Below are 23,290 nucleotides of genomic sequence, written 5' to 3' on the forward strand. Positions count from 1 at the left end.
GGAGTCGTACCGGACGGGAGAAAGAGACGCGTCGGCCGGAGTGGGGTCGGCCTCAGCGGTCCTCGGTCAGGAGGAGTCGGAGGATGTCACCGTACGCCGGGCGGGTGACGAGCACGCCGACGATGACGCCGAGGATGGTGAAGATGGCGAAGCCCTGCAGGTCGCCGAGCGAGAGCACGGCGAGCGGGCTCATGGCGATGATGGTCGTCGCGGCGGCCGCGCCGATGACCCAGAAGGCCCGGCGGAACCGCGACTGGAAGACCTTGCGCGAGGTCACGGAGCCCTCGGCCATCACCTCGTCGGCGATGATGATGAGGTCGTCCACCCCGGTCCCGATGACGGCGATGAAGCCGGCGATGACAGAGAGGTCCAGCGGGTAGCCGATGGCGGCGGCGAACCCGAGGAGGATGTACACCTCCGAGAGGCCGGTGACGATCATCGGCAGGGCGACCTGCGGTTTGCCGTAGCGGACGAAGACGACGCCGGCGACCGCGAGCACCGCGATGATACCCGTGATGAGCGAGTCGAACTTGAAGCTCTCACCCTGGCTCGGGGAGATGTACGACGAGGTGCCGCTGTCCTCGCCCGAGAGGTCGAGGCTGGCCGGCAGCGCGCCGGCGCGGAGGTTGATGGCGATTTCCTGTGCCTCGGACGTGTTGCGCGTCTGGAGCTGGAAGCTCGGCGCGCCGGCCCACTCGCCGGCCCGCATGGAGTCCGCGAGTCCGGGGCTCATCCCGAAGGCGTTGACGACCTCGCCGTTGACGACGAGGAGGAGACAGCCCTCGGTCGTGTTCTCGCCGCCGTCTTCCATGTAGGTACACCGCGTCCCGCCGGGTTGGGCGAGGCCGGTATCCTGAACTGCCGTCTGGAACTCCGGTGCGGGCTCGTCGCGGACGGAGACGGGGACGAACGCCCCGCTTCCCGTCTGGGACTCCTGTGCGGTCCCGATGGAGGTGAAGTCGGCCTGCGTCAGGACGGCCTCGCGCGTCTCGTAGGTCCGCGTGCCGTTCTGCGAGGTCGGGTAGTAGATGTCGATCTGGACCGTCCCGCGCTCGCCGACGAGGTCGACGACGTCGGACTGGTCGCGGTTGGGGACCTCGACGAGGACGAAGTGCTCGCCCGTCGCCGTGGTCACCTGCTGGACCGTCCCGCCGGAGAGGCCGGCCTCGTTGATCTTCGACTGGAGGACGCGGACCGTCTCGGCTCGGGTCGTCGCGGTGACGCCGTCTCTGACCTCGCCGTGGCCGTAGCCAGCGGCGTCGAGCGCGGCGCTCAGGTCGTCGGTCGTGACGTTCTCGATGGTCGCTTCGACCGTGTTGGACTCCGCGCCAGTGCGTGCGATGACGTCAGCGGCGTCGGCGCCCGCTATCTGGGCGGCGACCTCCCGTTCGACGACGCGCTCGGAGTCGCCGTTGAACTCGACGTCCTCGGCGGTGACGCCGACGAGCGGCGCGCGAATGCGCGTCCCGCCGTCGAGTTGGAGACCGAACTGGAGGTTCGTCGCGCTGTCGTCCTCGCCGACCGGGGACTGGTTGCCCATCGTCGGCGAGAAGAGGGCGAACGTCGAAAACAGGATGGCCACGACGAGGAAGATGACCCGCCAGTTGTCGCGGAGCGTGCTCATCGGGCCACCCCCTCGAACTTGTACCAGCGAAGGAGGGTCACGTTCAGCATGTAGGTGTTCATCAGGTCGGCGGTGAGACCGAACACGAGGACCGTGCCGATGGCGGCGAGCAGTTGAATCCCGAACAGCGTCGCCGTGATGGTCATGACGATCATCGCCGCGATGGACGTGAGCGTCATGGTCACGCCGGTCCGCATGGCGCGCGCGGTGGACTCGTAGAAGTCACCGGAGCGCCGGAGGACGTGGTTGTTCAGGAGGATGTCCGAGTCCACCGAGTACCCGATGAGCATCAGGAGGGCCGCGACGGTCCCCAGCGACAGTTCGATGCCGAAGAGGTTCATCAGCGCCACCGGGATGACGATGTCGGAGAACGCCGAGAGGACGACCGCGATGGAGGGGACAAAGGAGCGGAACATGGCGAACACGAGGACGCTCATGCCCGCGAAGGCGACCGCGAGGCCGCCGAGGGCGAGCAGTTGCGTCTCGCCGCCGAAGTTGGCCGACACGGCGTCGATAGACCTGACTTCGAAGCCGGCGTCTTCGGCCTGCGTCTGGAGTTCGCTCGACGTCGCGCTCCCCGACTGGAACGTCACGACGTACGTCCCGTCGGCCGCGACGGAGCGAATCGACTCGGGCTGGCTGTCGAAGGCCGCGGCGACCTCGCTTTGCGGGGCATCCGTTGCGATGCGGAGTTCGGTACCGCCGGTGAAGTCGACGCCCGGATTCACCGGCGCACCAGTCGCGACGTACCACCCTCCGATGACCAGTAGGGCCACCGCGAGGACCGCGAGGGGGACGGCCGCGAGTTGGCGATTCGTGTACCGGGTGTAGTCTACCTCCGGTACCGTAAACTCAACCATGGGTTGCGGTCCTGAGCGGTGCGGAATAAGGTTTCTTATCCGCGGACGGTTTCGGCCGCGGCGCGGTCTGGCGAGCGCCCGACGAACCCGCGACAGGCCCATAGTCGTTGGCCGACAATCGTGAACTATGACGACCGACCAGACGGCGACCCGCGTGGTCGTCTCCTTTCCCGACGAACTCAGCGCGTGGGGCCGCGACCAGCTGACCACGGACCATTTCGTGACCTACCTGCGGCGGGTCCACGGGGACGCCGCGCCGGGCGACGAGTGGGAGGAGTTCCTCGACGTGGGCTGTTGCGGCGACGCGCTGACGCTGACGCTCCGCGTGGAGGAACTCGACCCGGCGGGCGCGACCCGCATCGGCGGGGAGACGACGGTCGAGTTCGTCGAGCGCGAGGGGAGCGTCCACGGCGGGTGGTGCGTCCAGAGCGCGGACGGTCCCGTCTCCTCGACCGGAAAACAGCGGTAGCGGGAGCGCGAGAAGACGAGCGGGGGCGAGCAGAAAAGACCCGGCTCAGGGCATGTAGCGGACCGCGACGACGCCCGGTTGCGAGCGGATTTCGACGCGGTTCACGTCGAGTCTGGCGGCCCGCGACAGCAGGCCCTCTCTGTCGTCGAGGATGTCGTCGACGGCCTGTTCGGTCATGTCGTCGGGGACCGACAGGACGTGAATCTCGCCGGTGCCGGCGCGTTCCTCGCGGACGAGTTCGCCGTCGGGGTTGTCGGCGGCGATGTCGCGGGAGTTCGTCGTCGGCGACTCGGTGGAGCGCTCGACGGAGACGGTCCAGCGCGACTCGACTTCGACGAGTTGCCACGAGACGTTCATCGGCGGGTCGGGCGCGACGGTCCCGCGGACGGCTTCGTCCTCGGAGACGCCGGGGTTCGACGAGAGCGCGTGGACCTGCCCGGAGTGAACGTCCTTCAGGACGGCCGACTCCTCGTCGGCGGCGGTGACGAGAAAGGTTCCCGTTCGCTCGGACTCGGACTCGGTCTCGGACTCGGACTCGGTCATCACCCGCTGTAAGCCACCGGGCCTTTTCCCCGTTTCGGGCGCTTCCGGCCGTGTGGCACCGATACCCACGGCGACGGTGGGCTTTTCTCGCGGCGCTCCGACGCGACTGGCGATGCCCGCGCTCTGGCGGTTGACCCGGACCGAGACGGCCCGCCGCGTCTACGACGCGCTCAAGGCCCGCGGACTCACGGCGACGCAGATGGACGAGTACGTCGCGGACGCCGACGCGGCGGACGCCGACCGCGACCCCCCGGGGGGAGTCGAGATTCGCGCGCTCGACCCCGAGGACGCGCGCCGGTTCGAGGCACGCTACGACGCGTTTTCCGAACTTCGAGACGACGAGACGGCGGTGTGCGCGTTCGATGGTGAGGCAGACGAGGAACCTGCGCTCGTCGGCTACCTCTTTCTCGGCGACCCCGGTCTGACGTACCACGTCCGCCCGCTGGAGGCCGACGTGACCGTCCCCGGCGGCTACGTCCGCCGGGTGTTCGTCGCGCCCGAGGCGCGGAACCGCGGCATCGCCACCGCGCTCGTCTCGCGGGCCGTCGCGGTTGCCGCCGGGCAGGGGGCTGAGACGGTCCACGCGCTCGTCGCCCGCGACAACCGACCCTCGCAGTGGACTTTCGGGAGCGTCGGCTTCCGAGTCGCCCGCACCCGAGCGTACTACCGGGTCGGCCCGTGGCGACGCCGGCGCGTCAAACCGCGTCCATAGCGGTACAGAGCGCTCAGTTCCGTCCCGAGCGCTCCGTTCGGGAACCCAGATATATAGATATTTGATTTATATATACTATAGCGATTAAATTTATACTCAATCGGCCGAGTGTGTCGGACAGACAGGCATGACGGACGAACTCAGGTCAGCACTTCGCGGGAGGCTGGACGCGGTCGACGCGCGGGCGAGCGAGGTCGTGCGCTCATCGACGGGGGAGAACATGATTTCGCGGCTCGGAGCCGCGGACTGGTTGAGTCTGGGCGCGCTCTTCTGGGCGTGGGTCGGCGCGATACTGTTCGTGTCGGGCGAGCCGAACTGGGCCATCGTGGCCGTCCTCGCCGGCTTCGCCTTCGACAAGGCCGACGGCTACTACGCCCGCAAAACCGGGACCGCCTCGGCGTTCGGCCGACAGATAGACTCCTTCATCGACATCTTCGCGTACCTCGTGTCGGCGGCGCTCCTGTACCACGTCGCGCTCGCGCCCAACCCGGTCGTGAGCGCCGTCGTCGGCTTCGTCGTCCTCACCTTCGGCGGCCTGCGACTCATCCGCCACAACAGCGAGGGGTTCGGCGACGACTCGGGAACCTCGTACTACCACGGGACGACGGTCGTTCACACGCACCTCGTCGTGCTGGCGAACTACTTCCTCCTCCAGTTCGTCCCGCTGTGGAACGGCTGGGTCGCGGGCGCGACAATCGTGGCGGTCTGCCCGCTCATGACCTCCGACTACAAGGCGTACAAGACCGACGCGGGACACGTCCTCGTCGGCGTCGCCGGCGTCCTGACGGTCGTCGGCTGTCTCGCGCTCGAATTCGGTGTGGTATGAGCGGTCGGACGCGGGACTCGCGAGGGCCGCGAACGCTCGCGGTGGACCTCCACGTCCACACCGACGCCTCCTACGACTGCGAGATGTCGGTCGAAGCGGTGCTGAGCCGCGCGGCGTCGGTGGGCCTCGACGCGGTCGCGCTCACCGACCACGACTCGGTCGGGTCGCTCCCGCGGGCGTTCGACATCGCCCACGAGTACGGCGTCCGGGTCGTCCCCGGCGTCGAGGTCTCGACGGCCGACGGCCACCTCCTCGCGCTCGGCGTCGACGACCCGCCGGCGACGGGGCGACCGCTCCCCGAGACGGCGCGGGCGGTCCGCGAGTCGGGCGGGCTCGCGGCCGTGCCGCACCCGTTTCAGACGTTCCGGCACGGCGCGTCCCGGCGGGCGATCCGGGACGTCGACGCCATCGAGGTGTACAACGCCCACACGCTCACCGGATTCAGAAACGGGCAGGCGCGGCGCTACGCCCGCCGGCGGGGACTCCCGGGCACGGGCGGGAGCGACGCGCACCGACCCGCGCTGGTCGGACGGGCGTACACGGCCGTCTCGGTCGAGGCGGACGGCGACGTCACGACCGACGCCATCTTGGAGGGGATTCGCGCCGGGCGAACCGTCGCGCGGGGGACGCGAACGACCGCCCGTCAGTACCTGCGGAAGTACGCGCTGAACGCCCGGCTCAAGACCGCCTCGTTCCTGTGACCGGTCGGCTGTTCGACTCGACCGACGCACGGAACGCGGCGCTCGTCAGGCTCGGCGTCGTCGCGGTCGCCTTCGCGGCCGTCGCCGTGGTCGTCGCCGCGTTCGCCCCGCGACTCGCCGACCCGGCGTGGGTCCGCTCGGCCGTCGAATCGACCGGGGCGTTCGCCCCGTTGGTGTTCGTCGGTATCCAGGCGCTTCAGGTGATTCTCGCGCCGATTCCCGGGCAAGCCCTCGCCGCCGTCGGCGGCTACCTCTTCGGGACGGTCGCCGGGACGGCCTACAGCATGGTCGGCGTCGTCGCCGGGAGCGCAATCGTCTTCCTGCTCGCCCGGCGTTTCGGCCGACCCGCGGTCGAGCGCCTCGTCGCCGACGACGCGCTCGCGCGGTTCGACGGCGTCGCCGACCGCCGGGGCGTCGCCGGCCTGTTCGTCCTGTTTCTCCTGCCGGCGTTCCCGGACGACGCGCTCTGCGCGCTCGCCGGGCTCTCGCCGCTTCGACTCCGGACGCTCGTCGTCCTCGTCGCCGTCGGTCGCCTGCCGACGTTCGCCCTCGCGGCGGCCGCCGGGCGGAACGCGGGCGCGGCGAACTACGGGACGGTGGCGCTCCTCGTCGGAGTCGGCGTCGTCGCCTCGGTGGTCGTCTACCGCTACCGGGACGAGTTGGCGGCGAGAGTCGGGTGAGAACGGAGTTAGCGGCGCTTATCGGAGCAGTCGGTGGATTCCGTAGATGCCCGCCGCGCACGCGACCGGGGGGACGAGGCCGTAGACTGCGGGCAGGCCGTAGAGCAGTTGAACGACCGGGACGAGCGCCGAGACGGTCACGGGGCCCACCGTGAACGGCTCGGCCGGCGTCTGAAGCTCCGCGGGAACCGACGCGAGAAGCCCCACGTACACCGACAGCATGAACACGAATCCGGCGAGCGCGAGGCTCAGGTCGTACCGCGGTTTCGACCCGGTGCGGCGGTGTCGGCGGGCGACGAACAGTATCGGGGCGACGAGCGGCGCGACGACGAACAGCCCCACGAGGACGTAGAACGACCGCGAGAGGGTGAGCGACCCGCCGGGGACGCCGGCGGTCGCGCCGATGAGGACCACGAGTCCGAAGGCGACGAACAACGAGACGACGCCTGTCGCCAGCGCACCGACGAGCACGTAGCACTTGAACAGCCACGACTCGCTGTGCCGGAAGGCGTACGGGAACGCGCCGATGACGCCGCCGTAGTCGTCTGCCATCGGTCGCCCTTGGGAGCGGCCGCGATTAAAGCGACCGGTGTCGTTTTGACGCCGGGCGACGCGGCATCCTGTATGCAGGTAGACCTCGGGAACGTCCTCGACACGGCGTCGGCCCACGGCGTCTCGCGCGAGGCGCTCGACCGACTCGACGGCCGCGTCGCGGCCGCCCACGACCGCATCGAACGAGGCCGAGAGGCCGGCGAACACGGCTACGAATCGCTGAACCTTCCGAACAGCACCGACCCCGCGGCGATTCGCGACGCGGTGAGCCGGTTCGACGACCCCTCGGCGGTCGTCACCGTCGGCATCGGCGGGAGCGCCCTCGGCGCGGCCACCCTCACCGACGCGCTCGAAAGCGACGTGGACGCCTACTACCTCGACAACGTCGACCCCGAGGCCGTCGAGCGCCTCCTCGACTCGCTGGACCTCGCGTCGACCGTCGTCAACGTCGTCTCGCGGTCCGGCACGACCGCCGAGACGCTGGCGAACTTCCTCGTCGTCCGGGAGGCGATGGCCGACGCGGGCGTCGACTGGGCCGACCGAACCTTCGTCACGACCGGCGAGGAGGGCAACCTCCGCGACCTCGCCGACAAGCACGACCTCCCGTCGCTCCCCGTCCCGGACGGCGTCCCCGGTCGGTTTTCGGTGCTCTCGACGGTCGGCCTCGCCGCCGCGGCACTCTGCGGTCACGACATCGAGGCGGTCTTGGAGGGCGCGGCCGCACAGGAGGCGCGCCTGTCGGATTCGCTTTTCGACTCGCCGGCGTACGCCTACGGCGCGGTCTCCTACGCGCTCGCCGAGCGCGGCATGCACCAGAACGCGATGATGCCCTACGCGGAATCGCTCGAAACGTTCTCCGAGTGGTTCGCCCAGCTGTGGGCCGAGTCGCTCGGGAAGGACGGCCTCGGCCAGACGCCCCTGCGGGCGCTCGGCGCGACCGACCAGCACTCCCAGCTTCAACTGTACCGCGCCGGCCCGCGCGACAAGCTCGTGACCCTCGTCCGCGCCGCGGAGCGCAAGGACGTCGCCATCCCCGAGACCGACCTCGACGGCCTCGCGTACCTCGGCGGCTCGTCGCTCGGCGACCTGCTCGACGCCGAGTTCGAGGCGACCGAGGCGAGCCTCGCCGCGGCCGGCCGCCCGAGCGTCCGCATCGAACTCGACCGCGTCGACGAGTACGGCCTCGGCGAGCTGCTGTACGCGATGGAGGCCGCCTGCGTCCTCTACGGCGAACTCGCCAGCGTGGACACGTTCGTCCAGCCGGCGGTCGAGTGGGGCAAACGCGCCGCCCGCGGCCTGCTCGGCGGCGGCGACTTCGAGGAAGCGGACGCGGTCGAAGAGAAGTCCCGGCTGGTCGTGGAGTAGTCGGAGCGAGAGGGTCGCGGCGACCGCGGCCGAGAACTAGCTTTTGCGACGACTACCGAACAACCACCCAGCGGCGACTACCGAACAGTCCACGGGGCGGGACTGAAAGGGGCCGCCGCGAGGGCGAACCCCGGGGCGGTGAGGACCGCAGGCCGGAGGCCGAGGACCGCGACGGCCCGCGGGAGCCGTCGTGGCGGGGGCTTTCGAGGTGGTTCCGCAGCCCGGCCCTCCTCTCAAAACGGCGCAAGCGACACAGACTCACGTGACTCCACAGACTGGTGAGAATCGACCCGAATCGGTTATCCGACACCGTTCCGAAGGGGGGACAATGGCACACGACACCGCCCGCTCGTCTGCGAGCCCCGCAGACCACCTCCAGGCGTACGGTGGCATCATCATCGTCGTCGCCCTTTCGCTCCTCGTCGGCGCGACGCTCGGCTCGGTCGCCGCCGGCCTCGCTCGCGGCGTGGTTCCGGGCGACACCGCGCTCATCGGCGCGATACAGACCGCCGGACAGTTCGTCGGCTTCGGCGTCGTCGGCGCGGGCTACCTCTCCATGCGCGACGACTGGGACCTGATTCGGTTCGAGCGACCGACCGCGCGCGACGCCCTGTGGATTGCGGGCGGGTTCGTCGCCGTGATGGGCGTCTACCTCGGCGCGTCGGCGCTGATGTCCGCGCTCGGCATCCAGAGCGGCGACAGCGTCATCGCCCAGCAGGGCCGCGAGAACCCGGTGTACTTCCTGTATCTCACGGTCATCACCATCGTCCTCGTCGGCCCGGCGGAGGAGCTTATTTTCCGCGGCATCGCCTTCGGTGAACTCCGCCGACTCTGGGGTCCCGCGCCCGCGGTCGTCCTGTCCAGTCTGGTGTTCGCGTCGATTCACCTCTGGTCGTTCTCCGGCGAGGGGCTGTACGTCTCGCTGGGGATGGTGTTCGTCCTCGGGAGCGTCCTCGCGCTCGTCTACGAGAAGAGCGGGAACCTGCTGGTCGCCGCGCTGGTCCACGGGCTGTACAACGCGGTCCAGTTCCTCGTGAGCTACGCGCAGGCGACCGGCATGGTCTGAAAAAGGGGAATCGAGCCGCTGAGTCGGCCGGCTTACGCCGGGTTCTTCCGCGACAGCTCCATCCCGCAGATGGGACAGCGCTCTTTGTTCTCGTCGAACTCCCGGCCGCAGCCCTGACACTGGAACTTCCAGCTTCGCTGTTCCGCGATGCCGTCTTGGGCGATGACTTCGACGCCGACGTTGAGCCGCTCGGCGACGTTCTGCATCGCGTAGTCGTCGGTGACGAGCGTCGCGTCGAGTTCGAACGCGGCGGCGATGAGGCGCGTGTCGGTCTCCGAGAGCACGTCGCGGTCGCCGGTCTCGCCCGCGGCGCGGAGCACCTTGTCCACGGTCCCCTGTCCGGGGATGTGGACGTACATTCCCGCGCCTTCGAGGGCGTCGAAGCGGAAGGCGTGCTCGCCGGTGAGTTCTTCCTTGACGAGGGGAATCGAGGCCGTCTCGTCGTCGGTGTGGTACTCGTTGATGAACGCAGAAGCGTCGAGAATCCGCATTGAGAATCTATCCTGAGTCTACCGTTGGACGACGATGTAATCCTTGACCGCCTGCACGCGGTTCACCGGGACTCGGAACCGTCCGCGGTCGTCCCGGTCGAACGAGACGCGACCGGGGGAAATCTGCTCGTTCGGCTGGACGAGCAGGTCGTGAAGCTCGCCCGACTTCATGTCCATCGTGATGTTGTACAGCATCCCGAGTTCCGTTCCGTCGGAGCCCATGACGGCCTTCCCGGAGAGGTTCTCGGCGAGTATGTCGGCCATACACACCCCTTCCTCGTCGGTTCACATAAACGGTACGGGCACGTCTGACGGGCGGCCGACGAACGCCCCGACCCGCCTGCGGGCCGCGAGAACAGTTGACACGGTGACTCGCGGACTCGCGGGCGCGGTCGTGACGATGGACTTAACTTGAGTCACCGACTCGATTCCGGTAAGAGCTTTCTCCGGGGCGATTCTCCATGTCCGACACTGATTCGACGTCACAATCCGATACGCTTCGCACACCCATCGTGGCCGTCCTCGGCCACGTGGACCACGGGAAGACGAGTCTTCTCGACAAGATTCGCGGCTCCGCCGTCAGCGAGGGCGAAGCCGGCGCCATCACCCAGCACATCGGCGCGACCGCGGTCCCCTTAGACACCGTCTCGCAGATGGCCGGCAGTCTGGTCAAACCCGAGGACTTCGACCTCCCGGGGCTGTTGTTCATCGACACGCCGGGCCACCACTCCTTTAGCACCCTCCGCTCGCGCGGCGGGGCGCTCGCCGACATCGCCATCCTCGTGGTCGACGTGAACGACAGCTTCCAGCCGCAGACCGAGGAGGCCATCGACATCCTCAAGCGGACGGGGACGCCGTTCATCGTGGCCGCGAACAAGATAGACACGACGCCGGGCTGGAACCCCCAAGAGGGGGCCCCCATCCAGAAGACCTACGAGGAGCAGTCCCAGCGCGCCCGCTCGAAACTCGACGAGAAACTGTACGAGATTATCGGCGAACTCTCCGACCGAGGCTTCTCCTCGGACTTCTACTGGCGCGTCCAGAACTTCCAGTCCAACATCGGCGTCGTCCCCGTCTCCGCGCTGACCGGCGAGGGCATCCCCGACCTGCTGGGCGTCCTGATGGGCCTCTCGCAGCGCTACATGAAAGACGAGATGGCCATCGACGTGGCCGGTCCCGGATCCGGGACGGTCCTCGAAGTCAAGGAGGAACGCGGCTTCGGCGCGACCCTCGACGTGGTCCTCTACGACGGGACGATTCGCGCGGGCGACACCGTCGTCGTCGGCGGCGCGAACGACCCCATCGTCACCGAGGTCCGCGCGCTCCTCCAGCCCCGTCCGAACGCCGAGATTCGGACCGAAAAGCGGTTCGACAAGGTCGAGGAGGTCCGCGCCGCGGCCGGCGTGAAAATCGCCGCCCCCGACCTCGAAGACGCGATGGCCGGCGCGCCGGTCCGCGTCGTCGGCGACCGCGACCTCGACGAGGTCGTCCGCGAGGTCGAAGCCGAACTCGCGGATATCGAGGTCACCACCGAAGAGGAGGGCGTCGTCGTCAAGGCCGACACGCTCGGCAGCCTCGAAGCGATGGCGAACGCCTTACAGGAGGCCGAGGTACCCATCCTCCGCGCCGAGGTCGGAGACATCGCTCCGCGCGACGTGGCCGTCGCCTCGACCGCCCGCGAACCCGAGCACAAGGTCATCCTCGGGTTCAACGTGGACGTGCTCTCGAACGCCGAGGCCGAACTCGAAAAGAACGACGTGAAGCTGTTCGAAGACGACGTCATCTATCAGCTCGTCGAGGAGTACGAAGAGCACGTCGAGGAGATGAAACGCGCCCAACAGGAGACGATTCTCGACAAAATCGTCCGCCCGTGTCGCTTCCGCATCCTCCAGGACCACGTCTTCCGGCAGAACAACCCCGCCGTCGTCGGGGTCGAAGTCATGTCCGGGACCATCAAGAACAACATGAACGTCGTGAAGTGGGAAGACGGCGAGGCGAACCGCGTCGGTCAGCTCTCGGGCATCCAAGAAAACGGCGAGGACGTGTCGAGCGCCCGCGCCGGCTCGCGGGTCAGCGTCGCCATCGACGGCCCGACGGTCGGCCGCCAGATAGAGGAGGGTGACGAACTCTGGATCGAACTCCCCGAAAAGCACGCGAAGATTCTCGAACAGGAGCTCCGCGACGACATCCCCACCGACGAACTGGAGGCGCTGTCGGGCTACCTCGAAAAGCACCGCCGCCGCGACCCCTTCTGGGGAAAATAGGCGACTCGTCGCGCCCCGAGTCTTCCGTTGACTCAGCATATCCGTGAGCCGCACGGCCGTCCCGTCGGGCGAAATAGCTAATATTCAGACGTTCGTACCCGTCGCCGAGTGGTATCATGCGCACACGAACACCCCATAGCGACAGCATCGTCACGAAAGCGACGCGGTACGACGCCATCCTCGCGACACTACCGCTCCCGCTCGCCGTCGGGACGGCGGTCGGCGCGCTCTCGCCGCTCCCACTTTCGCTCGTTGTCGGCGCGAGCGGCCTCGTCTCGGCGGCCGTGCTCGCCTACGGGTTGTTCGTTGCGACACCGCGGTCGGCGGCCGGTCCGACGGGCGAGTCGGACGCGTCCGCCGAGACCGACGCGCCGCTCGGCGGCATCGAGCCCCGCGTCCGCGACGACGCCGGTCGAAACCGCCGCCGCGGGAGCGTCTGACCGGGGACGCTCGCGCGCTCGGCCCCGTGGTCAGGGGCGGTTCCACTCCCAGAACCAGTACGCCGCGCCGAACAGCATCAACCCCGCGCCGAACGCCGAAGTCGCCGGTTCGGGGAAGACGAACAGCAGGAAGCCCACGATGATGAGCGTCGTCGGGCCAATCTCGTCCGCGTAGTCGAAAATCGAAGCCATACCTCCCTTTCGACCGCCTCCGTGAAGTGTATTGTTCTCGTTCTGAACTGACGGGAGCGCGGCGCTGAAACGCAGGACGAGGCGACGGGACGGCGGCGAGGAACCGATCGGCAGGTCGCAACGGCGCGTCAGTCGCCACTCGGACCCCGACAGCGATGGGGGTCGGCGCGGGTTACCGCGCGGCGGGCGTGAGGTCGTCGCCGACGGCGCTCATGACCTGAAACGCCGCGGTGGCGGCGAGTCCGCGGGCGACCTCGTTGCGGTCTTCGTCGGTGAGTCCGGCGTCGAGTTCGTCGGCGTCCGGCGAGAAGCCGGCGCTGACGGGGTGGCCGACCGGCGGATGGACGGCCACGGTGGCGAGCGGCCCGTTCATCCCGGTCGAGAGCTCCGACCCGACGGCGAAGCCCTCGGGGAGGTACGACTCCGTCCGCGAGACGATACCGGCGACCGCCCGCCGGAGCGCGTCCATCTGCTCGACGGTCAGTTCTCGGTCGGGCGACGCCTGACCGGCCCCAGTCACGCCGGGAGCGCCCGCATATGGGTTGTTCCCGTTCATCAGTCGTCTGCGATACGGGAAGGACGTGTAAAAAGCCGTCGTCGGTCGGCGGCGCGGTGGCGAATCGAAACTGGGTGACGACGCGGCGACGGCGGGATAACAGCGGGATGACGACCCGGTGACGCCGCCGTCAGGCCGTTCGCGGAAGCGAGACGGTGACGACGGTCCCGTGGGCCTTCGGTGTCGAAATGTCGAGCGACCCGCCGGAGGCGTCGACGATGGCGCGGACCAGCCAGAGGCCGACGCCGCTGGTGTGCGAAAGCGGCGTCTCCGACCCCGAAAGCAGGGCCTCGCGCTCGGCGTCCGGGATGCCGGGACCGTTGTCGGTGACGGTCACGCCGACGACCTCGCCGAGTTGCCAGACGGCGACGTGAATCTTCGGCTCGTCGCAGTCGGCGTGGACGACGGCGTTGTCGAGCAGTTCGGCGATGCTTCGCGGGAGCGCCGGGTGCGCCCGCACGGTGAGCGTCTCCGGCGAGGTGACGGAAACCCGCACCGCAGAATGCTCGATTTCGAGGTCATCGACGGCGTCGGCGACCGCACACGAGAGGTCGACGTCGACCTCGTTCCCCTCCGCGAGTTCGACGGTCCTGAGGAGCGCGACCTCGTCGCTCACCTCCACCAGTCGGTTCGCTCGGTGTCGAATCGCCTCCACGGGGTCGGTGTTCGCGTCCGCGTCGTCCCGCGACTCGACCAGTTCGGCGTAGCCGAGGATGGCGGTGCAGGCGTTCCTGATGTCGTGTCTGAGGATTCGATGGAGGACGCTCGTGTGCGCGAGCGTCGACTCCAGCCGTTTGGAGGTCCGGTTCAGTTCGGTCTGACTCCGGTCGACGAGGGCGTACACCAACAGCGCCGACAGGCCGACGAACAGCCATCCCTTCGCCGTCTGGATGAGCTCGTGGTTCGGAAGCCCCTCCACGAGACTGTCGCTCGTCGCGACCCAGAGGAAGCCGAAGGCGGCGTAGATGAGCGCCACTCGCCACGGGGACAGGTCGAACGGCGCGTCACCACTCATGTCGGAGCAATACTCACAAACGCTGATGAGTCCGTCGGTCAGCGCGGAGTCTCAGAAGACGGATTCGCTCTGCCCGTAGGCCGCGACCGTGACGGCGGTGGTGTAGCCGTCGCCCTCGTGGGTGCCGGTGGTGAGCGCGACCTCCTCGTCGTCGAACGACCACTCGCGGAGGTTTCGGCCCGCGTCGAGGCCGTCGAGGACGGCCGCGCGGACGTCGTCTTCGTCGGTTCCGGACGCCTCGTAGAACAGGCCGGGCCCGGAGCCGGTCGCCCAGCCGAGACCGGCGACCGCCGTCTCGCCGGGCGTCGAAGTCGTCTCGCGGGCCTGCACCACGGTCAGACGGTTGCCCGCCGGACCGAGATCGGGGGCCACGTCGACCGCCTCGACCGTCGCGTCGGCGGGAACCACGGAGGAGACGGCGACGAGGTTGTAGTTGTGGACGTTGGCGGCGGCGAGCGCGGCGTCGTACGACGCCATCTCGGTGGGGGCGGTGCCGACCCCGCGGACGACGCGAATCGTGTTCATGTCCGAACTCTCGCGGCGGCGGAAAAGGGGGTTACGAATAGTGGCGCTCGAAAGCCGGGGCGAGGCGGGGGCGTCGACGACCGCCGCGACGCCGGTTCCCGGCCGAGTTCAGTACTGGTAGTCCGTGAAGCCCGAGATGGGGCCGGTGCCGGACTCCTCGACGTTCGAGAGCTTCTCGTGGGCGGCGTCGAAGTCCGCGCCCGTCACCTCGGTCCGCCCCTCGCGGATGGCGAACATACCGGCCTCGGTCGTGAGCGACGCGATGTCCGCGCCGGAGTAGTCGTCGAGTTCCTCTGCGAGCGCGTCGAGGTCCACGTCGTCGGCGACGTTCATGTCGCGGGTGTGGATATCGAGGATGCGGCGGCGGCCCTCGACGGCGGGCTTGGGAACCTCGATGAGGCGGTCGAACCGACCGGGGCGGAGGATGGCCTCGTCGAGCATGTCGAAGCGGTTGGTCGCCGCGATGATGCGGATGTCGCCGCGGTCGTCGAAGCCGTCCATCTCCGAGAGGAGTTGCATCATCGTGCGCTGGACCTCGGCGTCGCCGGAGGTCTTCGAGTCCGTGCGCTTCGAGGCGACGGCGTCGATCTCGTCGATGAAGATGACCACCGGCTCGCGCTCGGCGGCGAGCTTGAACAGGTCGCGGACGAGTCGCGCGCCCTCGCCGATGAACTTCTGGACGAGTTCGGAGCCGGCCATCTTGATGAACGAGGCGTTGGTCTCGTTGGCGACGGCCTTGGCGAGCATCGTCTTCCCGGTGCCCGGCGGGCCGTACAGGAGCACGCCGGACGGCGGGTCGATGCCGACTTCCGCGAACATCTCGGGGTTTTCGAGGGGCTGTTCGACCGCCTCGCGGACCTCGCGGACCTGCTCGTCGATGCCGCCGATGTCGTCGTAGGTGACCGTCGGCGACTCGACGACCTCCATCGCCTGCGCCCGCGCGTCCGTCTCGTCGTCGAGGACGGTCTGGACGGCGAACGAGTCGTTGATGGCGACGCGGTCGCCGGGCTCGATGTCGTCGATGTTCAGGTTCGGTGCGAACTCGGTCAGGACCTCCTGGTTGTTGCCGTGCTGCTTGATGATGACGCCGTCGTCGGTCAGCTCCTCGACCGTGGCGATGTAGTACGAGGCCGTCTTCAGGGCCTCGTTGCGCGCTTTCATCTGGTCGACCTCGTCGACCAACTCGGCGTGGCGGTCGTCGGCGTTCTGGAGCCGCTGGTCGAGTTCGCGGTTGACGTCGACCATGCGTTCGAAGTGCTGGCGGAGTGCAGACAGCCGCTCTGCATCCGACATCTCGGGGTCCAGATCGAGATGAGGACGTTCCGGGAGAGATGGACTCCGTGACATCAGTGATTGGCCACACTTAGGCATGGGCGTAAATGTGCCTTTGGGTCAGAGAACCCGACTGCCGCGCTCGAAGCGGCTTTAGGTGACGGTGCCCCCGTGGCGCTCGCTCGCGGCGGCGAATCGAAAGCCGGCAGCGCGACGCCGCGGCTCACGGGTACGGAGCGTGTTCGCGGGAACGCGCGAAGCGACGAAGACGAAGATGTGGAAGGAGGAAGTTGCGGAGGTTCAGTGTGTACAGGTCGCCCCTCGTTTCGGCCCGACGTGCCCTCCGCGAGAACAGATACGACGCCCACCGACTTGAAAGGAATTCGTCATTGCCGAGAACGTCCCGTGAATCGGGATATCGGTATTCATCCGGTAGCATCCGGCGGGCGACTGCCTCCGAGAGCCGCGGTCGGCGGTCGTCAGCGGGTGCGCTCGCCCTGATAGCTCCCGTCGTAGGTCTCGTCGTGAGTCGCGTCCGCGAGGACGATTTGGGCGACGCGCGCGCCGCGTTCGAGTTCGACCGGGTGGTGGACCTGTAGGAGGCCCTCGCCTTTCCCCTCGTAGCCGGCGTCCCAGACGGCCGTGTTCAGCATACAGGAGTTCCGCATGAGCGACGACCGCGGGTAGATGAAGCCGACGTGGTCCTCGGGGATGCGGACCGTCTCGGCGTACTGGAGGACGTAGCCGCCGGGGCCGAGTCGGTACGTCTCGGTCTCCGGGTCGGCGAAGTCGAGGGCGCGGCGCTCCCCGACGGTCTTGCCCTCGCGGCCGAGTCGGCCCGGTTCGACCTGTTCGAGGACCGCTTCGAGCGTCAGGTCGACGCCGTTGGGTTGGACCTGTTCGGCCGTGACCGGCGAGATGTGCTGTGCGACGAACGAGCCAGCGCGGTGCATATCCGAACCCCGTCCAGCGAGCGCAAAACTGTGCCGAACCTCGGCCGTCGTCACCCCTCACACGACCCCCCCGCGTTCGGGGCCACAACGGGGTCGAAATCGCTCACCGTTTGGGTCGGTGACGACCCCCGCGGTGACCAGTCACATGGGAGAACCAACAAGGAGTTTAATGGCCCTTAGACGCTAGAAACCCCGAGACGGCGCTATCGTTCACGTTCGAAGATAGGGAAGTACGCGGGATTTATATCCGAGGACCATCGACGTTCGGGTGTTATGGGACAGACGCTCACGGAAAAGATTCTCTCGGACCACCTCGTCGAGGGTGACCTCACCCCCGGAGAGGAGATCGGAATCGAAATCGACCAAGTCCTGATGCAGGACACGACCGGGACGATGGTCTGGCTCCAGTTCGAGGCGCTCGACCTCGACGAGGCGCAGACTGAGCTCGCCGCCCAGTACTGCGACCACCAGACCTACCAGTTCGACTTCAAGAACACGGACGACCACCGCTTCCTCCGTTCCGCGGCCGGGACATATGGTGCCCACTTCTCCCGCCCCGGCAACGGTATCTGCCACAACGTCCACAAGGAGAACTTCGCCGCGCCCGGCAAGACGCTCCTCGGCTCGGACTCCCACACGCCGACCCCCGGCGGCCTCGGCCAGCTCGCCATCGGTGCCGGCGGCCTCGACATCGCTGTCGCCATGGGCGGCGGCGCGTACTACGTCGAGATGCCGGAGGTCGTGAACGTCCGCCTCGAAGGCGAACTCCCCGAGTGGTCCTCCGCGAAGGACGTCATCCTCGAAATGCTCCGCCGCGAGACCGTCAAGGGCGGCGTCGGCAAGGTGTTCGAGTACACCGGCCCCGGTGCTGAATCGCTCACCGTGCCCGAGCGAACCACCATCACCAACATGGGGACCGAACTCGGCGCCACCTCGTCGCTGTTCGAGACCGACGAGAAGACCAAAGACTACCTCGAACGCCAGGGTCGCGGCGACGAGTACGTCGAGCTGACGGCCGACGACGACGCCGAGTACGCCGACGAAATCGTCATCGACCTCGGCGACCTCGAACCGCTCATCGCCTGCCCGTCGATGCCCGACAACGTGGTTCCGGTCCGCGAAGTCGCCGGCGAGACGGTCGAGCAGGTCCTCGTCGGTTCCTGTACCAACGGCGGCTACGAGGACGTCCTCCCGGCCGCGAAGATGGTCAAGGACCAGGAGGTCGCAAAGCACCTCGAAATGATCGTCGCGCCCGGTTCGAAGCAGGCCGGCGAGATGCTCGCCCGCGAGGGCTGGACGGCCGAGATGATGGCGGCCGGCGTCAACGTCTCCGAGGCGACCTGTGGCCCGTGTATCGGTATCGGCCACGTCCCCGCCTCCGACTCCGTCTCGCTGCGCACCTTCAACCGCAACTTCGAGGGCCGCTCGGGCATCGAAGACGACAACGTCTACCTCTGCTCGCCGCAGGTCGCCGCCGCCGCGGCGCTCAAGGGCGAAATCGTTGACCCCCGCGACCTCGCCGACGAACTCGGACTCGACGCCCCCGGCGTCGAACTCCCCGACGAGTACGACGGCTCGAAGACGGACCTCATCTACGCCGACGACGCCATCGACGACGAGCTCATCAAGGGCCCGAACATCGGCGAAGTTCCCCTGCAGGACCCCCTCGGCTCGAACATCTCGGGTGAGACCCTCCTGAAGATGGAGGACAACATCACGACCGACCACATCATCCCGGCGACGTCCGACATCCTCAAGTTCCGCTCGAACATCGAGCGCCTCTCGGACTTCACGCTCTCGCGCGTCGACGAGACGTTCGCCCAGCGCGCCAAGGAAGCCGGCACCGGCGTCCTCGTCGCGGGCGAGAACTACGGTCAGGGCTCCTCCCGCGAACACGCCGCGATGTGTCCGATGTACCTCGGCATCGAGGCCGTCCTCGCGCAGTCGTTCGCTCGCATCCACAAGGCGAACCTGTTCAACTTCGGTATCGTCCCCCTCGCCATCGACGAGGAGACGTACGAGCAGATCGAGCAGGGCGACGACGTCGAAATCGTCGACGACGTGGCCGCTGCCGTCGAATCCGGCCAGGAAGAGTTCACCATCCGCGTGAACGACGACTGGGAAGCGACGGCGAACCTGCACGCCTCCGAGCGCGAGCGTCGTATCCTCACCGCCGGCGGCAAGCTCCCCCTCACGAAGCAGCAGGCCGAGGGCGGCGCTGCCCCCGCGGACGACTGAACGCGACCAACCACTTTCTCGCTTTTTCGCCCGGCGAGCGGCGGCCACGGCGGGGGCCGAGGGCCGCGCCGACCGCTCCCGTGAGCGTCCGCTCCGGACCAGCCGCCTCGATGCGTCCGTCACCCCCGCGGCCCCGTGCCGTCGGGCTTTTGCGTGCCAACCACGTAGCGCCGGACGTGACGGCGTTCGACGACGCGGTCGTCAGGCGGGTCGACCGGGCCGACCTCCTCGACGTGCTCCGCATCGAGCGGACCTGTTTCTCCGAGCCGTGGCCGTACTCCGCGTTCGAGATGTTCGTCGACGAGCCGGCGTTCCTCGTCGCCGCCCGCGGGGGCGAGGTGCTCGGCTACGTCGTCGCCGACGTGATGCCGAACCACGGCAACGATATCGGCCACGTCAAGGACCTCGCGGTCCGCCCGGAGGCCCGCGGCGGCGGTCTCGGGCGGCGGTTGCTCCTCCAGTCGCTGACGGCGATGGCCATCGCGGGCGCGGCGGTCGTGAAACTCGAAGTCCGCGTCTCGAACGAACCGGCCATCGGGCTCTACCGGAGCGTCGGCTTCGAACCCGCCCGCCGGGTGCCGAGCTACTACGGCGACGGCGAGGACGCGTACATCATGGTCCTCGACGTGGGCGAGTGGCAAAGCGCCTGACAGGACCGCTCGCGGCCGAACGAGGGCTTATCAAGGCGAGCCACGTACACGAGTTGTGTTACCGCCCCCCACCGTGCTCTGTGTGAGTGACGACGACGAGTTCGCGGCGGCCCTCGACTCGTCGCTGTCGTCGCTCGGCGAAGTGACGGCCGTCCGTCACGTCCGCACCCCCGCCGCGGCGCGCGCGGAACTCGTCTCCGCCTCGGCGGCCGTCTCGTGTGTCGTTCTTACCGCACCCACGGCGGCCGGCGACGAGGAGGCGTTCGTCCGCGACGTCTACGCGCAGGGCCTCGACGTTCCCGTCGTCGTCGCGGCCGCCGACAGCGAGGTCGCGGCGCGCGCGGTCGACGCCGGCGCGACGGACTACGTCGTCCGCGACGACGACCCAGAGACGATGTCGTGGGTGGCCGCCCGCGTCGAGCGGGCGCTCGGCGAGTACACCCTCGCGCAGAACCACAGAGACCGCATCGAGCAACAGCGCGTCGTCTCCGAGGTGGGCACGCGGGCGCTGACCGCCGTCGACCTCGACTCGACGCTCGACCACGCCGCCCGGCGGGTCCGCGACGTGCTCGGGGCGGACTCGGTCACGGTGTTCGAGGGCCTCGACGACGGCGCGTTTCGCGTCGCCGCCGCCGCGGGCTGGTCGGCGAATCGGGGTCGCGGACCCACCGCGACCGAGGGGACGCAGGCGGCCGAGACGTACCGGACCGGGCGCTCGACGCTCGTCGACGACTTCGACGCGGACGGGCGCTTCGAGCACACGGACGGCGCGGGGGCGTCGGTGCCGAAAAGCGGGATGAGCGCGGCCATCCGCGGCGACGGAACCCGGTGGGGAGCCATCGTCGTCCACGCGGTCGCCCGCGGCCGGTTCGCCGACGACGACGTGCTGTTCTTGGAGAACATCGCGGCCGTCGTCGGCGCGGCGACCGAGCGCCACGAACTCAAAAGCGCGCTCTCGGAGGTCTTAGAGCGGATGGACGAGGCGGTGATGGGCTTCGACGCGGACTGGCGCGTCACCTACGTCAACTCGACGGCCGAACACGGGCTCGGCATGTCCGCCGCGTCGGTGCTGGGGACGCGCATCTGGGACTCGGTGCCCGAGGCCGCCGTCTTCCGCAAGGAGTTCGAGCGCGCGATGGAGCGACAGGAGCCCGCGACGTTCGAGACCTACTACGACCGCCTCGAAACGTGGTACGCGGTTCGGGCGTACCCCTCCGAGACGGGACTGTCGGTCTACTTCACCGACATCACGGAGCAGTTGGAACGCGAGGCCGAAGCCGAGCAGTACGGGCGGATGGTCGAGGCCGTCGCCGACGCGGTGTACGCGCTGGACGACGAGGGGCGGTTCGTGGCGGTCAACCCGGCGTTCGAGCGGCTCACCGGCCTCGACCGCGACCGCGTCATCGGGTCGCCGACGGGGCTGCTCGCCGAGAACGCGACCGCGACCGACGGGAGCGACGAGGCGTTCGCGGCCGCGTCGCGGGGAATCGTCGAGTTCGAACTCCGGACGCCCGACGACGAGGTCGTCCGCGTCGAGAACCACCGGACGCCGCTCGTCGTCGGCGGCGAGGAAATCGGCTCCGTCGGCGTCCTCCGCGACGTGACGAAGCGACACCGCTACGAGCGCCTGCTGGCGACGCTCCACGACCGGACCCGCGAGATGATGGGCGCGACCGACAGACAGGCGGTCCTCCGCGCGACCGTCGACGCCTGCGACGAGGTGCTCGGCGACGCCCGGACGGAGCTGTACGTCTTCGACGAGGCGGACACGAGCCTCGTCCGCGTGGGCGCGGCCGGGACCGGGCTCGGCGACAAGCCGTTCGAGGGCGGCCTCGACCGCGGCGGCGTCTGGGACGCGTTCGTCTCCGGCGACGTCCGCGTGGTCGAACTCGCGCCCGACGGGGGCGTCGTCGACGGCGTCGAGCGGGTCATCGCCGCGCCGCTGGGTCGCCACGGCGTGCTCGTCACCGGCCACCCCGGCACCGTCGCGCCGACCGAGGTCGACGTGGAACTCGTGAACCTGCTGTCGGCGACCGTCGAGGAGTTGCTCGACCGCATCGACGCCGAGGCGGAACTGCGCGAGCGCGACCGCCGGCTCGAAGCCCAAAACGAGGCGCTCACGCGTCTCGACCGAATCAACGCGACCATCAGGAACATCAACCGGTCGCTCATCCGCGCGCCGACCCGCGGCGAGGCGCTGTCGGCCGTCGCCGAACAACTCGTCGACGCCGACGGCGTGGCCGTCGTCTGGCACGCCGAGGCCAGCGACGTAGACGAGACGTACCGCCCGCCGAGCGACGCGGTCCACGGCGCGGACACCGCCTACGCCGACCGACTGGGGGAAGTAGCGACCGCGGAGCCGCTGTTTTCGCTGCTCGAAGCCGCCATCGAGAGCCGAGAGATACGGGTGATAGCGGACGTGCTCGACGACCCCGCGTGGGCCGACCACCGCGGCGACGCGCTCAGCTACGGGTTCCGCGCCGTCGCGGTCATCCCCGCGGTCGCCGACGACCGGGTGGAGGCGCTGTTCGTCGTCCACGCGACCGGGTCGGAAGTCGTCGACAACGACGACGGCTTGCTCACTGAACTGGGGGAGACGGTCGGCTACGCGCTCGCGGCCACGGGGCGCGCCGACGCCATGCTGACAGAGCGCCGGACGGACGTGCAGATACGGCTCGGCGGCGACCGACTGTCGCTGTCGCGACTCGCCCGGCGGGTCGGCGACGCGGTGAGCCTCGGCGGCGTCATCCCGCAGTCCGACGGCTCGGTCATCGCGTTCGTCGCCAGCGACGCGGAGCCCGAGGACGTCGTCGCCGCCGGGCGGGACATCGCGACCCGCGTGCGCCACGTCTCGACCGACGACTCGGGGTCGCTGTTCGAACTCCGTCTCCCGCGGGAGTCGCTTTTCGAGACGCTGTACGCCTCGGAGGCGACGCTGCGGGCGCTCGACGCGACGCCGACCCAGACCACGCTCACCGCCGAGGTCCCCGAGCGAATCCGGGTCCGGTCGTTCGTCGACGCGCTCGACGCGAACTACCCCGGGACGGGACTGCTGTCGCGGCGGACCGCCGAGGGAGCCGACTCGCCGCAGACGTTCGCCGCCGAGATGCGAGAGGCGTGGACGAGCCGGCAACACGAGTCGATTCGGGCGGCCCACCTCGCCGGCTTCTACGAGTGGCCGCGCCGCAGCACCGCCGAGACGCTCGCCGAGACGTTCGACATCAGCGCGCCGACCTACCAGTACCACCTGCGCGCGGCCGAGCGAAAGCTGGTCGAACGCGTCTTCGAATGATAAC

The 23,290-nt window shown here is 68.8% G+C and carries 24 protein-coding genes; 12 read left to right on the forward strand and 12 right to left on the reverse strand.

What is annotated here, in order from left to right; genetic code table 11:
- Positions 1–52: 52 nt before the first annotated feature.
- Together secD and secF are read right to left on the reverse strand one after the other, a co-directional pair.
- A complete protein-coding gene (gene secD / locus NDI65_RS16755) occupies positions 53–1,624 on the reverse strand; it encodes a preprotein translocase subunit SecD (RefSeq protein ID WP_089776846.1) in 1,572 nt (523 codons plus the stop codon).
- Positions 1,621–2,484 (reverse strand): protein translocase subunit SecF, encoded by an 864-nt coding sequence (gene secF / locus NDI65_RS16760; protein WP_089776847.1) that lies wholly within the window; start codon positions 2,482–2,484, stop codon positions 1,621–1,623. Before secF ends, secD begins: the two co-directional genes overlap by 4 nt.
- Before the next feature lie 127 nt (positions 2,485–2,611).
- Between secF and NDI65_RS16765 the strand changes: the two genes are divergently transcribed.
- A complete protein-coding gene (locus NDI65_RS16765; protein ID WP_089776848.1) occupies positions 2,612–2,953 on the forward strand; it encodes a hypothetical protein in 342 nt (113 codons plus the stop codon).
- A 45-nt stretch (positions 2,954–2,998) separates the two neighbouring features.
- Here the strand turns inward: NDI65_RS16765 and NDI65_RS16770 are convergent, their stop codons facing one another.
- Positions 2,999–3,496, reverse strand: a complete 498-nt coding sequence (locus tag NDI65_RS16770; RefSeq protein WP_089776849.1) for a DUF5812 family protein — start codon at positions 3,494–3,496, stop codon at positions 2,999–3,001.
- A gap of 112 nt (positions 3,497–3,608) precedes the next feature.
- Between NDI65_RS16770 and NDI65_RS16775 the strand changes: the two genes are divergently transcribed.
- From NDI65_RS16775 to NDI65_RS16790, 4 genes are all read left to right on the forward strand, one after another.
- A complete protein-coding gene (locus NDI65_RS16775) occupies positions 3,609–4,208 on the forward strand; it encodes a GNAT family N-acetyltransferase (protein WP_089776850.1) in 600 nt (199 codons plus the stop codon).
- 127 nt (positions 4,209–4,335) lie between these two features.
- Complete coding sequence (locus tag NDI65_RS16780; RefSeq protein ID WP_089776851.1) at positions 4,336–5,034, forward strand: CDP-alcohol phosphatidyltransferase family protein; 699 nt, start codon at positions 4,336–4,338, stop codon at positions 5,032–5,034.
- Complete coding sequence (locus NDI65_RS16785) at positions 5,031–5,735, forward strand: PHP domain-containing protein (RefSeq protein ID WP_310893860.1); 705 nt, start codon at positions 5,031–5,033, stop codon at positions 5,733–5,735. Before NDI65_RS16780 ends, NDI65_RS16785 begins: the two co-directional genes overlap by 4 nt.
- On the forward strand, positions 5,732–6,415 hold the full coding sequence (locus NDI65_RS16790) for a TVP38/TMEM64 family protein (RefSeq protein WP_089776852.1): 684 nt from the start codon (positions 5,732–5,734) through the stop codon (positions 6,413–6,415). Before NDI65_RS16785 ends, NDI65_RS16790 begins: the two co-directional genes overlap by 4 nt.
- Positions 6,416–6,433: 18 nt before the next feature.
- Here the strand turns inward: NDI65_RS16790 and NDI65_RS16795 are convergent, their stop codons facing one another.
- Complete coding sequence (locus tag NDI65_RS16795; RefSeq protein WP_089776853.1) at positions 6,434–6,967, reverse strand: hypothetical protein; 534 nt, start codon at positions 6,965–6,967, stop codon at positions 6,434–6,436.
- Between the two features lie 72 nt (positions 6,968–7,039).
- Here NDI65_RS16795 and NDI65_RS16800 point away from each other — a divergent pair, with 72 nt between their 5' ends.
- Positions 7,040–8,332, forward strand: a complete 1,293-nt coding sequence (locus tag NDI65_RS16800) for a glucose-6-phosphate isomerase (RefSeq protein WP_310893861.1) — start codon at positions 7,040–7,042, stop codon at positions 8,330–8,332.
- Positions 8,333–8,660: 328 nt separating this feature from the next.
- Positions 8,661–9,398: a type II CAAX endopeptidase family protein gene (locus tag NDI65_RS16805; RefSeq protein ID WP_089776855.1), complete on the forward strand. Its 738-nt coding sequence runs from the start codon at positions 8,661–8,663 to the stop codon at positions 9,396–9,398.
- Between the two features lie 32 nt (positions 9,399–9,430).
- Here NDI65_RS16805 and NDI65_RS16810 read toward each other — a convergent pair whose 3' ends face one another.
- Both NDI65_RS16810 and NDI65_RS16815 read right to left on the reverse strand, forming a co-directional pair.
- Positions 9,431–9,889: an NOB1 family endonuclease gene (locus tag NDI65_RS16810; RefSeq protein ID WP_004976295.1), complete on the reverse strand. Its 459-nt coding sequence runs from the start codon at positions 9,887–9,889 to the stop codon at positions 9,431–9,433.
- Positions 9,890–9,907: 18 nt separating this feature from the next.
- Positions 9,908–10,153 (reverse strand): PRC-barrel domain-containing protein, encoded by a 246-nt coding sequence (locus NDI65_RS16815; RefSeq protein ID WP_004967375.1) that lies wholly within the window; start codon positions 10,151–10,153, stop codon positions 9,908–9,910.
- A gap of 197 nt (positions 10,154–10,350) precedes the next feature.
- Here NDI65_RS16815 and infB point away from each other — a divergent pair, with 197 nt between their 5' ends.
- Together infB and NDI65_RS16825 are read left to right on the forward strand one after the other, a co-directional pair.
- The gene (gene infB / locus NDI65_RS16820) at positions 10,351–12,153 is read left to right on the forward strand and encodes a translation initiation factor IF-2 (protein WP_089776857.1); all 1,803 of its coding nucleotides are present in this window, start codon (positions 10,351–10,353) and stop codon (positions 12,151–12,153) included.
- Between the two features lie 116 nt (positions 12,154–12,269).
- Entirely contained in the window at positions 12,270–12,593 is a 324-nt protein-coding gene (locus NDI65_RS16825) for a hypothetical protein (RefSeq protein WP_310893862.1), read from the forward strand.
- 30 nt (positions 12,594–12,623) lie between these two features.
- Here NDI65_RS16825 and NDI65_RS16830 read toward each other — a convergent pair whose 3' ends face one another.
- The 6 genes from NDI65_RS16830 to NDI65_RS16855 all read right to left on the reverse strand — a co-directional run bounded on the left by NDI65_RS16830 (position 12,624) and on the right by NDI65_RS16855 (position 17,106).
- Entirely contained in the window at positions 12,624–12,785 is a 162-nt protein-coding gene (locus NDI65_RS16830; RefSeq protein ID WP_172795730.1) for a hypothetical protein, read from the reverse strand.
- A 172-nt stretch (positions 12,786–12,957) separates the two neighbouring features.
- Positions 12,958–13,341 carry a DUF5811 family protein gene (locus NDI65_RS16835; protein WP_089776859.1) on the reverse strand — a complete coding sequence of 128 codons (384 nt, stop codon included), beginning with the start codon at positions 13,339–13,341 and terminating at the stop codon, positions 12,958–12,960.
- A gap of 130 nt (positions 13,342–13,471) precedes the next feature.
- Positions 13,472–14,317: a HAMP domain-containing sensor histidine kinase gene (locus NDI65_RS16840; RefSeq protein WP_089777291.1), complete on the reverse strand. Its 846-nt coding sequence runs from the start codon at positions 14,315–14,317 to the stop codon at positions 13,472–13,474.
- A gap of 90 nt (positions 14,318–14,407) precedes the next feature.
- On the reverse strand, positions 14,408–14,881 hold the full coding sequence (locus NDI65_RS16845) for a pyruvoyl-dependent arginine decarboxylase (protein ID WP_089776860.1): 474 nt from the start codon (positions 14,879–14,881) through the stop codon (positions 14,408–14,410).
- 108 nt (positions 14,882–14,989) lie between these two features.
- Positions 14,990–16,228: a proteasome-activating nucleotidase Pan2 gene (gene pan2 / locus NDI65_RS16850; protein WP_007276101.1), complete on the reverse strand. Its 1,239-nt coding sequence runs from the start codon at positions 16,226–16,228 to the stop codon at positions 14,990–14,992.
- 404 nt (positions 16,229–16,632) lie between these two features.
- Positions 16,633–17,106: a deoxyuridine 5'-triphosphate nucleotidohydrolase gene (locus tag NDI65_RS16855; RefSeq protein WP_089776862.1), complete on the reverse strand. Its 474-nt coding sequence runs from the start codon at positions 17,104–17,106 to the stop codon at positions 16,633–16,635.
- Between the two features lie 273 nt (positions 17,107–17,379).
- On the opposite strand from NDI65_RS16855, the gene NDI65_RS16860 reads away from it, so the two are divergent.
- The 3 genes from NDI65_RS16860 (at position 17,380) to NDI65_RS16870 (ending at position 23,286) form a co-directional block, all read left to right on the forward strand.
- The gene (locus tag NDI65_RS16860; protein WP_089776863.1) at positions 17,380–19,344 is read left to right on the forward strand and encodes an aconitate hydratase; all 1,965 of its coding nucleotides are present in this window, start codon (positions 17,380–17,382) and stop codon (positions 19,342–19,344) included.
- A 176-nt stretch (positions 19,345–19,520) separates the two neighbouring features.
- A complete protein-coding gene (gene rimI, locus NDI65_RS16865; protein ID WP_089776864.1) occupies positions 19,521–19,994 on the forward strand; it encodes a ribosomal protein S18-alanine N-acetyltransferase in 474 nt (157 codons plus the stop codon).
- A gap of 82 nt (positions 19,995–20,076) precedes the next feature.
- Positions 20,077–23,286 (forward strand): bacterio-opsin activator domain-containing protein, encoded by a 3,210-nt coding sequence (locus tag NDI65_RS16870; protein ID WP_089776865.1) that lies wholly within the window; start codon positions 20,077–20,079, stop codon positions 23,284–23,286.
- Positions 23,287–23,290: the final 4 nt, after the last annotated feature.

It is taken from the genome of Haloferax sp. S2CR25, from assembly GCF_031624535.1.
GTDB lineage: Archaea > Halobacteriota > Halobacteria > Halobacteriales > Haloferacaceae > Haloferax > Haloferax massiliensis.